Genomic DNA, 10000 nt, shown 5'->3' with positions numbered 1-10000 from the left:
CAAGAGCAGGCGCGCCCACCGCGACTGACCCGGCGCGGCCATCTGCATCAGCACAAACGGCCCGCACATGGGCAGGCAGTGGGCGACACTCCCCGTCAGACCGGCCAGGAACAGGCCAAGCCACAGCGGCCCCTGTCCCTCGACAAGGGCGCCGCAGGCCGGGAACAGTCCCGAAAAGACCTCGTGCGCCGTCATATGTGTCTGTCCTGATGGGGGCGGGATGGAATCCGGCCGCCGCCTCGCTGTGGGTGAAAGGCCGTTGGGCGGCCTGTGTGTGTAGGGGGTGGTTACAGTTGCGCGCGGACAAAAGCGCCTGAGCCAAATGGCGCGGGGCAATTTGCCGCAAGCCGCTGTTATTTCGGGGGGAGGGGATCGTCTGCCGGGGTCGCCTTCGGTTCTGCTGCCACCAGAGCCGCCGCCAGCGCGATCAGTTCGTCGGTGGACAACACGACGTGCGCCAGCGACCACAGACCGTCGTCGGTCGGCGTGGGTTCCCAGCCCTTGCGCCGCACCGTGCGCAGGGCCTTATCGACGGAGACGGGCATCCGTGCCCTCAACAGGGTCTGGAGAAAAGGGGATAGACATGGACTCACTCCTGAAACAGCCTCAGGGAGTGGTATATGCAGCTCGCGCCGCACGCGCCTTAACGTGCGATAGGGGCCCTATTGATCAAGGCCGTGCGGCGACTTGATATTTGATAAGTGGCTATTCCAGTTCCATGCCGCAGCCGCGATCGCCGGGCAGGGGCCACAGCTCCTTGGCGGCCTTGCCCTGCACGTCGCCTTTGGGCGGTTTGTGGTTGTCGATCAGGGCATTGGGGCGCGCCAGCTTGCGCAGGCCCGCCGCATTGCCGATGACGACGCGGCTGCCGGTAACGGCGACGCCGTACTTGTCGAGTTGGGCAAAGGCACGCGACAGGCTTTCGGGCGTAAGGTCAAGAAGCGAGGCTAATATGCGCTTTTCGTAGGGCAGTTCGACCGTGTCGCCACCGCCCTGCCGCACCTGCTGGGTCAGGAGATAGTTGGCCAGCCGCTCGGTGCCCGACCGCAGCTTGTGGTTCTTGATGGTTCTGACCAGCCCGCGATAGCAGCCCGACAATTCCTGGGCCACGGCGACGGCAAAACCCGCGTCGTCGCGCATGGCAGCGCGGAACGTCTCGGCGGGCAGCATGACGATCTGGGAGCGGCTTAGGGTGCGCGCCGCCATCAGGGCCGGGGCGTCGAGGACCACGGCGGCCAGAATGAAGGTCGAGATGGGCCGCAGCACGGCCAGCGTGCTTTCCTTATCGTGCCAGTGGCCCTGAAGCTCGACCATGCCGTCGATCAGAATATACAGAAAATCGACCGAATCCGCTTCGTAGATGAGGTTGGCCCCGGCGGGGAAGGTCTGCACCAGCGCGCCGCGCGTGATCTGCGCGAAGGCCTCATCGGAGATGGTCGCCAGCAGTTGCAACTGACGGATACGGTTGGCGTCGCTTTCCCTCATGGCGGTGTCCGGCCCTGCCTCAGTCTGGTTGCCCCTGTGTCAGGCAGCATCCTACAGCCGATTCCGCCAGGTTTGAACCAAAATCGTGCCGTAAGCCGTTGTTTTATCGTATAGTTGAGCGGGGTCGGGCTCAGGCTTTGAAGGTATCGCAGGCCTTGGGATCGCCGGACGCATAACCGGTGCTGAACCAATAGACCCGTTCCTTCGACGTGCCGTGCGTGAAGGAATCCGGCACGACTTCGCCGCCGCTGCGTCGTTGCAAGGTGTCATCGCCGACGGCTGAGGCGGCGTTGAGCGCTTCTTCCAGATCGCCGGCTTCCAGCCAGTGGGCCTGCGCGTCCGAGCGTTTGGCCCACACCCCGGCATAGCAGTCGGCCTGAAGCTCCAGCTTGACCGACAGGGCGTTTGACCCGCGCTCGCTCAGGCGCTGCTGCCTTTGCTGCACCTCGCCGGACAGGCCGGTGATATTTTGCACATGGTGCCCGACCTCATGGCCGATGACGTAGGCCAGGGCAAAGTCACCCGATGCGCCCAGTTGCTGTTCCAGCGTGCGGGCAAAGTCGAGATCGAGATAGACCTTGCGGTCGGCAGGGCAGTAGAAGGGCCCCATGGCCGACTGCCCCACACCGCACCCCGTCTGGGTGCCCTGCGTATAGAGGACAAGAGTCGAGGGCTCATAGCCGCGGATGGCCGAGGCCCACACCTCATTGGCCGAGGTGTGCATGACGTCGGTAAATTCGCAGGCCTTGTCGCCTTCGGGGCAGGCCCCGACTGCGGCCGGACCGGAGGCCTGACCCGACACCTGCGCCGTCTGGCTGAGCAGGGTCTGCGGGTCGATGCCGAAGACGAAATAGCCGATCAGGGCCAGCACGATGGCCCCGATACTGCCGCCCCCGATCAGGGCCCCGCCGCCCAGACCGCGCCGATCCTCAACCCCGCTGCGGCGTCCGCCTTCCCAATCGACCATGATGCCCTGTCCTTGCTATGCTTAACTGAAAGTGTACGCGGCTCTGATAAGAAGACAATACACCTTGGTGGGCTCAACCGGCCTTCAGCAGCCCCAGCACCATGTCGAGATGCGCCTTCGACCATTTGCTCAGATCGTATTGCACGCCGCCGCCGATGATCTGGGTCAGCATGATCATGATGCCCGGCGCGATGACGATGTCTTCGATGCCGGTCAGCCGCTCCAGCGCGTCGGGCGCGAATTCACCGCGCGCCATGCCGTGTCGGATCAGGTCGCGCAGGCTCTCGATTTCACCGCCCACCAGCTCCAGCGCATAGAACTGGCCGATTTCGGGCACGCGGTGGCTCTCCGAAATGATCAGTCTGAGGATGCCCAGCGTATGTTCATCCTGTAGCAGGTTGGCGTAGAAGCGTTCGTGCTCGTGCCGCAACTGGTCCTCGGCGGAGCGTTCGGGGTCAAGGACGAAGTCTGCGCCTTTGATGGGGTCGGTAACATGACGGGCAACCGCCAGAAACAAATCCGTTTTGGTCGGATAATAGACGTAGATCAGCGCCTTGGAGATGCCGGCGCGTTTGGCAATGTCTTCCAGCCGCGTCGCCGCAAACCCATGCTGACAGAATTCGTCACGCGCCGCCTCCAGTATCTGGCCCGGCCGCAGCGCCTTGGCGCGCTCGCGGATGCCCAGCCGCCTAGCGACGGCTTTCAGGCCGCAGGCGCACGGGTCCTCGGCAGGGGCAGTGTGGGGTTTTGGCGGCATTGATTATTTTTAATACGCTGTTCGTTGACTGATTGGTCAATGAAACGATAAGTCTTTACGGATTACAAGTCTTCAGGATATCGCCCATGCGCGCTTTGGCCTCGGCTCCTTATGTTTCCACGGTTTTCAAACGGTCGGCCTCGCGGCTTTTGCTGAGCGGTGTGCTGGCCCTGTCTGTGGCGGCGTGCTCCGGTCAGAAGGGTGAGGCGGAAAAGAAGCCCGCCGAAGGGGCGCTGGTTGAGGCGACGCTGGCTACCGAAGCCGTGGCGCCTCTGGTGATTACCGGCTCCGGTACGGTCGCCGCCTGGCAGGAAGCGCCGATCGGGGCTGAGGTCGGGGGCCTGACCGCCACCGCCGTGCTGGCCGACGAAGGACAGTATGTGCAGCAGGGGCAGCCGCTGCTGAAGATGAACGATGCCGTGCTGCGTGCCCAGCTTCAGCAGGCGCAGGCCGGTATCCAGAGCGCCAGAGCGCAGGCCGTTGAGGCCGAGCGCGCCTATCAGCGCTATAAGGAACTGTTCGACAAGGGCTATGCCTCGCAGTCGGCGCTCGATCAGAAGGAGGCCGCCTACAAGACCGCTCAGGCACAGGTCGCCACCGCCGAGGCGTCTGCGGCGCAGGCCCAGACCCAACTCAATCAGACGGTGGTGCGCGCCCCGGTATCGGGCCTGATCACCTCACGCACGGCCGTGGCCGGTCAGATTGTATCGCCGGGCACGGAACTGTTCCGTATCGTGCGCGACAACCGCATCGAAATGAATATGGAAGTGGTCGAAACCGAGCTGAGCGCGCTGAAAGCGGGCATGAGCGCCACCGTCACGGGCGAAACGGGTCAGACCGTCACCGGCACGGTGCGGGTTGTGACGCCAGCGGTCAATCAGCAGACGCGGCTGGGTTTTGCCCGCATCAGCATCCCCGCCGATGCCGGGTTTAAGCCGGGTCAGTTCGCGCGCGCTTCGATCACGGTCGGCGAACAGCCGGCGGTCCTTATCCCGCAAAAGGCCGTCGTCTATCAGCAGAACCAGCCGGTGGCCTTTGTCGTCGGGGCCAATAACAAGGTCAGTGGCCGCAAGGTGAAGACGGGGGAACGGCGCGGCGACGCCATTGTCATCGCCAGCGGCGTCAGCGCCGGGGAAAAGGTGGTGACCAGCGGGGCGGGCTTCCTGGTCGATGGGGACGCCGTGCGCGTCTCCCGAACGACCACACCGGCCGGGGCTGAAAAGGCCGGGGGCCAGTAATGAACAGCCCCGTCACGCCTCCCAATCGCGGCACCATTTCTTCGTGGTCGATCCGCAACCCCATCCCGACGGTGCTGTTCTTCATCGTCATGACCATTGTCGGCTGGGGCGCGTTTCAGGCCCTGCGCATCAATAACTTTCCGGATATCGACCTGCCGGTGGTGACCGCCACCTATGTGCAGTCAGGGGCGGCCCCGGCGGAACTGGAAACCCAGGTGACGCGCCGCGTCGAAGACGCCGTTTCCGGCATCGGCTCGGTCAAGCATATTACCTCCTACGTCAATGACGGCGTGTCCACGACCGCGATCGAGTTCCAGTTGGGCGTCGATCTCGAAAAGGCGACCAATGATGTGCGCAACGCCGTGGCGCAGATCCGGTCGGACCTGCCCGCTGACGTGCAGGACCCGATCATCCGCCGCGAAGAGGCGTCGGGCGAGGCGCTGATCAACTATATTATCCGTGGCGACGGCCTGAACCCGGAGCAGTTGTCGTGGTTTGTCGATAACGACATTTCCAAAAAAGTCCTTGCCAATAAGGGCGTGGCCAAGCTGACGCGCATCGGCGGGGTGGCGCGCGAAATCCGTATCCAGCTCGATCCGGCGCGTCTGGCCGGGCAGGGGATCACGGCGGCCGAGGTGTCGAACCAGTTGCGCGCCACCAATGTCAACCTGCCCGGCGGGCGGCTTGAGGTCGGTGGCTCTGAGCAGTCGATCCGCACGCTCGGCAATGCCGGTTCGGTCGATGCCCTGCGCGAAACGCGCATCGCCCTGTCGAACGGCGGCTCGGTGCGTCTGGGCGATCTGGGGCAGGTGATCGACACCTGGGGCGAGCCGCGGGAACGCGCGCGCTTCAATGGCAATGAGGTGGTGGGCTTCGCCGTCTATCGCTCAATCGGTTCATCCGAAGTCGATGTGGCCGACTCGGTGCGCGCCTCGATGGACGCCATCCGCAAGGCGCATCCGAACATGGTCATCGAAGAGGTCACGGCCTCGGTCGATTGGGTCAAGGAAAGCTATCTGGCCTCGATGGAAACCCTGCTGATCGGCGCGGCGCTGGCCGTGTTCGTGGTGTGGCTGTTCCTGCGCGACCTGCGGGCGACCTTCGTTTCGGCCGTGGCCATGCCCATGTCGCTGCTGCCGACCTTCTTCGTCATGTACGTGATCAACGACTCGTTCAACATCGTGTCGCTGCTGGCCCTGTCGCTGACCATCGGTATTCTGGTCGATGACGCCATCGTGGAAATCGAGAACATCGTCAGACACATACGCGACGGCAAAAAGCCCTATGACGCCGCTATTGAGGCCGCCGACGAAATCGGTCTGGCCGTGGTGGCGACGACGGCAACGATCATCGCCGTGTTCGCCCCGGTGGGCTTCATGCCGGGCATTGTGGGGCAGTTTTTCAAGAGCTTCGCGGTGGCGGCCTGCGTCTCGGTCTTCTTCTCGCTGGTGGTGGCGCGCACCCTGACCCCGCTGATGGGGGCCTATCTGATGCGCGCCAATCCGGCCAAGGAGCACGACGACCCGTTCTGGATGAAGGGCTATTTAAGCAGCCTGAGATGGGGGCTGGAGAGCCCCTTCTACTGGCGCACGCTTTTGTGGACGCTGGGGATCACGGTCGGTGGTGTGCTGCTTTTGATCGGCGCGGCGGAGTTTGTCGGCAAGGGCGCGGGTCTGATGACCGGTGCCGTCGGACTGGGCGTGCTGGTGGTCGGTCTGGGGCTGGGCCTCATCAGCGGCCGCGCCGAGGTACATGCGCGCTGGCCGCTGGGACTGATGTTGCTGGGCTTTGTGGCGCTGGCTCTCCTTATGCTGGCCGGACCGTTTATGCCGCCTCCGCCGTCTGCCCCCGCCGCACCGCCCAAGGGTGTGGGGGCCTTTATCGGCGCCGGGATCGGCTTTGCCGTCTTTGCGGCTCTGGCCTATGGCGTGTGGACGCTTCTGCGCAAACACGGCGGCGACGCCATGAAGATGCGCTGGGGCATACTGATGGCCGGTATCGGTTTCTTCGTCCTGTCGATCTTCATTTCGAGCAAGCTGCCGGGCGAGTTCATCCCGGTCGGTGACAATGGTCGTTCCTTCCTGTCCATCGAAATGCCGCCGGGTACGCGGCTGGATGAAACGGATGCCGTGGTCATCTCGGTCATGGAGGAGCTGAAAAAGCGTCCGGAGGTCAAGAGCGCCTTTGCCTCGGTCGATCTGCGCAAGGCCAACCTGACCATCAACCTTATCCCGCGCCATGAGCGCAAGCTGACGCAGCAGCAGTTTGAGTCCGACTTCAACACCTTCGTGTCGCGCTATCCGGGTGTGCGGGCCTCCTTCGGGCAGGAAGGCGGCGGGGGCGGCGTCATCTCCTTCACCCTGGCGTCTGACGACCCGGTGGCGCTGGAGCGCGCGTCGCGTGAACTGGAGCGCCAGATGCGCGGCCTGTCCAGTCTGCGTAACGTCTTCTCGGCCTCCAACCTGTCGCGGCCCGAAGTGCTGGTGACGCCAAAGCCGGATCAGGCCGCGCTGATGGGCGTGTCGTCGCAGGCCATCTCTCAGGCGGCGCGTGTGGCCACGGTTGGCGACTTCGACCAGATTCTCGCCAAGTACAATATCGGTGACCGTCAGGTGCCGATCCGCGTCCTGATGGATACGCAGGCGCGCACCGCTGTGGAGACGCTGGCGGAACTGAAGGTGCCGACCAATTCCGGCGTACCCGTGCCGCTGGAGGCGGTGGCGGACGTGCGTTTCGGCTCCGGTCCGATCCAGATCACGCGCATCGACCGGTCGCGCACCGCGACGGTGAAGGCCAACCTGCCCGAAGGCGTGCCTGCGGGTATCGCTCAGGACGCCGTGCGCAACCTGCCGATCATGAAGAACCTGCCCGCGGGCGTGCAGGAACTGGTCACCGGCGATCAGGAAAGTCAGGCCGAAATGGCCACCGGCTTCATGGTGGCCATCGGCACGGGTATCATGCTGATGTATGTGGTGCTGGTCCTGCTGTTCCGCAGCTTCACCATCCCCATCACCATCCTGACGGCCCTGCCGCTCAGCTTTGGCGGGGCCTTCTTCCTGCTGCTGATCACCGGTAAGTCGCTGTCCATGCCCGCCCTGATCGGCCTGATCATGCTGACCGGTATTGCGGCCAAGAACTCGATCCTGCTGGTCGAATACGCGCTGGAGGCCATCAATCGCGGGATGCCGCGCATGGACGCCCTGATGGACGCGGCGCACAAGCGGGCGCGGCCGATCCTGATGACCACCGTGGCCATGGGGGCGGGTATGTTGCCGATTGCTGTGGGGTGGGGTGCCGACGTGGCCTTCCGCGCGCCTATGGCCATAGCGGTCATTGGCGGGCTGATTACGTCCACGCTTCTGTCGCTGCTGTTCGTGCCTGTGGCCTATACGCTGGTCGATGACTTCGCGCAGTTTCTGGGGCGGCATACGCGCAAATATTTCCGCGCCCAGAAGGAAAGCGATCCCGAAACCGTGGCGGGGGAATAGACCTCATTTCTCCTCCCCCGCTTCGCAGGGGAGGAGGGTTAGGCGCTGGCCCCGTCGGCGATCAGGAAGTCGCGGATCGAGTCGGCGGACACATCCCTGGCCACAAAGGCCTCACCGATCCCCTTGACCAGCACAAAGACCAGCTTGCCGCCCTCGGCCTTCTTGTCGTGGCCCATATGGCGGATCAGCGTATCCGCATCAAAGGCCGCGTTACGAATCTGCGTCATCTGCGTCGGCAGGCCTGCCTTGGCAATGGCCGCCACGGCGCGGTCGGCTTCGGCCTGAGAACACAGACCCACGCGCGCGGAATAGCGGAAAGCCATGCCCATGCCGATGGCCACGGCTTCGCCATGCAACAGGGTGTCGCCAAAGCCCAGTTCGGCCTCCAGCGCGTGACCGAAGGTGTGCCCCAGATTGAGCAGGGCCCGTTGCCCGCCTTCACGTTCATCGGCGGCGACGATTTCGGCCTTCATCTCGACCGAGCGGGCGACGGCGTGCTCAATGGCCGCCGGCTCCAGCGACAGAACAGCCTGATCATTCGCCTCCAGCCACTCGAAAAACGCCTTGTCGCCCAGCAGGCCGTACTTGATCACCTCGGCATAGCCGCAGCGGATGTCGCGCGCCGGCAGGGTGGCCAGCACGTCGAGATCGCACAGGACCAGACGCGGCTGATGGAAGGCCCCGATCAGGTTCTTGCCCTTCGGGTGGTCAATGGCCGTCTTGCCGCCGACGCTGGAATCGACCTGCGCCAGTACGGTGGTGGGGATCTGCACGAAGTCGATACCGCGCATATAGATGGCGGCCGCAAAGCCGGTCAGGTCGCCAATGACGCCACCGCCCAGCGCGATGATCACGTCCTTGCGGTCCAGCCCCGCCTCGACCAGACCGTCGGTCAGGGCCTTAAGCCCCTCCCACGATTTGGTTTCTTCGCCTGCGGGCAGGGTGAGGATCTGCGCGGCAATGCCTTCGGCCTCCAGCACCTCTTTGAGGCGCACCGCGTGCAGCGGCCCCACATGGCTGTCGGTGACGATCAGGGTGCGGCGGTTTTTCAGGAAGGGGAGGACGCGACGACCGGCCGACGCGATCAGACCGGTGCCGACCTCGACCTCATAGGGGCGGAAATCGCCGCCGGATACGGGAAGTGTGGGCATTATTTCGGTTCCAGAAAGGTTTTCAGAGCGCCGATGACCAGTTCGACGCTCTTGCCGTGCGACTGATCGCCGGTATCGACCGTGATGTCGGCCCTGGCGTAGAAGGGGTAGCGTTTGGCCTCGTGCTCGCGCAGGACCTCCATCGGGTCGCGGTCACGCAGCAGCGGGCGGTGGTTGCGGTGGGCGACGCGCCGCGCGATGACGCGCAGATCGGTCTTCAGCCACACGGTGACGGCCTTTTGCTTGATGATGTCGTGGGTGGCGGGCTGCACAAAGGCCCCGCCGCCGGTCGCCAGTATCTGCGGCCCGTCGTCAAGCAGGCGCGAAATGACCTTTTGCTCGCCGTCGCGGAAACCGGCCTCACCAAAGGCGGCAAAGATGTCGGAGACGCTGAGGCCTGCGGCCTTTTCGATCTCTTCGTCGGCGTCGCGGAAGGGTACGGCCAGCGCGTCGGCCAGCCGTCGGCCCACCGTGGTCTTGCCCACGCCCATCAGCCCCACCAGCGCCACCGGGCGCGGCAGGATCAGACGCGGTTCAGTCGGTTTCGAGGTCTCAGGCACGACGCGCGCGCCCCGTGCGCGGAAAAACGATATGCATGGAGGTGCTTTACACGATGTTGGCCCGATTTAGCCAGTCATAAACCAAATTGCTTTGATAGTGCCCAAGATCGTCCCAAGGACGGCCAATTGCCCCCGTTTCGAAAGCCAGACCATGCGTCCCGATCCGCTCACCGCTTTTTTTGAGATGCTCAGCGTCGAACGCAATGCTTCACCGCGCACGCGGGAGGCCTATGGTCAGGACCTTCTCGATCTGCGCAACCATGCTGGGGTCGATGCCGACGGACTTTTGACGCTCGGCGAAGGCGATATTGCCGGTTTTTTTGCGGCGCTGGATGCGCGCGGGCTGGCCTCATC

The 10000-nt window shown here is 64.2% G+C and carries 10 protein-coding genes; 3 read left to right on the top strand and 7 right to left on the bottom strand.

What is annotated here, in order from left to right:
* The 5 genes from LDL37_RS12650 to LDL37_RS12630 all read right to left on the bottom strand — a co-directional run.
* Nucleotides 1-195: sulfite exporter TauE/SafE family protein (locus LDL37_RS12650; RefSeq protein ID WP_290798879.1), on the bottom strand; the 195-nt coding region annotated here is incomplete at its 3' end.
* 158 nt (nucleotides 196-353) lie between these two features.
* Entirely contained in the window at nucleotides 354-545 is a 192-nt protein-coding gene (locus LDL37_RS12645; protein ID WP_290798876.1) for a hypothetical protein, read from the bottom strand.
* Between the two features lie 160 nt (nucleotides 546-705).
* Nucleotides 706-1485, bottom strand: a complete 780-nt coding sequence (locus tag LDL37_RS12640) for a helix-turn-helix domain-containing protein (protein WP_290798873.1) — start codon at nucleotides 1483-1485, stop codon at nucleotides 706-708.
* A 130-nt stretch (nucleotides 1486-1615) separates the two neighbouring features.
* On the bottom strand, nucleotides 1616-2452 hold the full coding sequence (locus LDL37_RS12635; RefSeq protein ID WP_290798869.1) for a neutral zinc metallopeptidase: 837 nt from the start codon (nucleotides 2450-2452) through the stop codon (nucleotides 1616-1618).
* A 73-nt stretch (nucleotides 2453-2525) separates the two neighbouring features.
* Complete coding sequence (locus LDL37_RS12630; RefSeq protein ID WP_290798866.1) at nucleotides 2526-3209, bottom strand: TetR/AcrR family transcriptional regulator; 684 nt, start codon at nucleotides 3207-3209, stop codon at nucleotides 2526-2528.
* 86 nt (nucleotides 3210-3295) lie between these two features.
* Here LDL37_RS12630 and LDL37_RS12625 point away from each other — a divergent pair, with 86 nt between their 5' ends.
* Both LDL37_RS12625 and LDL37_RS12620 read left to right on the top strand, forming a co-directional pair.
* Complete coding sequence (locus LDL37_RS12625; RefSeq protein ID WP_290798863.1) at nucleotides 3296-4447, top strand: efflux RND transporter periplasmic adaptor subunit; 1152 nt, start codon at nucleotides 3296-3298, stop codon at nucleotides 4445-4447.
* On the top strand, nucleotides 4447-7935 hold the full coding sequence (locus LDL37_RS12620) for an efflux RND transporter permease subunit (protein WP_290798860.1): 3489 nt from the start codon (nucleotides 4447-4449) through the stop codon (nucleotides 7933-7935). The genes LDL37_RS12625 and LDL37_RS12620 overlap by 1 nt, the downstream gene beginning before the upstream one ends.
* Nucleotides 7936-7973: 38 nt before the next feature.
* Here LDL37_RS12620 and aroB read toward each other — a convergent pair whose 3' ends face one another.
* Both aroB and LDL37_RS12610 read right to left on the bottom strand, forming a co-directional pair.
* The gene (gene aroB / locus LDL37_RS12615) at nucleotides 7974-9089 is read right to left on the bottom strand and encodes a 3-dehydroquinate synthase (protein ID WP_290798885.1); all 1116 of its coding nucleotides are present in this window, start codon (nucleotides 9087-9089) and stop codon (nucleotides 7974-7976) included.
* Nucleotides 9086-9646 carry a shikimate kinase gene (locus LDL37_RS12610; protein WP_290798858.1) on the bottom strand — a complete coding sequence of 187 codons (561 nt, stop codon included), beginning with the start codon at nucleotides 9644-9646 and terminating at the stop codon, nucleotides 9086-9088. The genes aroB and LDL37_RS12610 overlap by 4 nt, the downstream gene beginning before the upstream one ends.
* Nucleotides 9647-9797: 151 nt before the next feature.
* Here LDL37_RS12610 and LDL37_RS12605 point away from each other — a divergent pair.
* Nucleotides 9798-10000 (top strand): site-specific integrase (locus LDL37_RS12605; RefSeq protein WP_290798855.1); only part of this gene is annotated, 203 nt, incomplete at its 3' end.

Origin of the sequence: Asticcacaulis sp., assembly GCF_020217185.1 — a bacterium.
Lineage (GTDB): Bacteria > Pseudomonadota > Alphaproteobacteria > Caulobacterales > Caulobacteraceae > Asticcacaulis.
The sequence above is the reverse complement of the archived record's forward strand: the minus strand, read 5'-3'. Positions and strand labels throughout refer to the sequence as shown.

Coding starts and splice junctions, on each gene's coding strand:
- LDL37_RS12645 (WP_290798876.1), bottom strand. CDS start 545: ATGCCCGTCTCCGTCGATAAGGCCCTGCGCACGGTGCGGCGCAAGGGC.
- LDL37_RS12640 (WP_290798873.1), bottom strand. CDS start 1,485: ATGAGGGAAAGCGACGCCAACCGTATCCGTCAGTTGCAACTGCTGGCG.
- LDL37_RS12635 (WP_290798869.1), bottom strand. CDS start 2,452: ATGGTCGATTGGGAAGGCGGACGCCGCAGCGGGGTTGAGGATCGGCGC.
- LDL37_RS12630 (WP_290798866.1), bottom strand. CDS start 3,209: ATGCCGCCAAAACCCCACACTGCCCCTGCCGAGGACCCGTGCGCCTGC.
- LDL37_RS12625 (WP_290798863.1), top strand. CDS start 3,296: ATGCGCGCTTTGGCCTCGGCTCCTTATGTTTCCACGGTTTTCAAACGG.
- LDL37_RS12620 (WP_290798860.1), top strand. CDS start 4,447: ATGAACAGCCCCGTCACGCCTCCCAATCGCGGCACCATTTCTTCGTGG.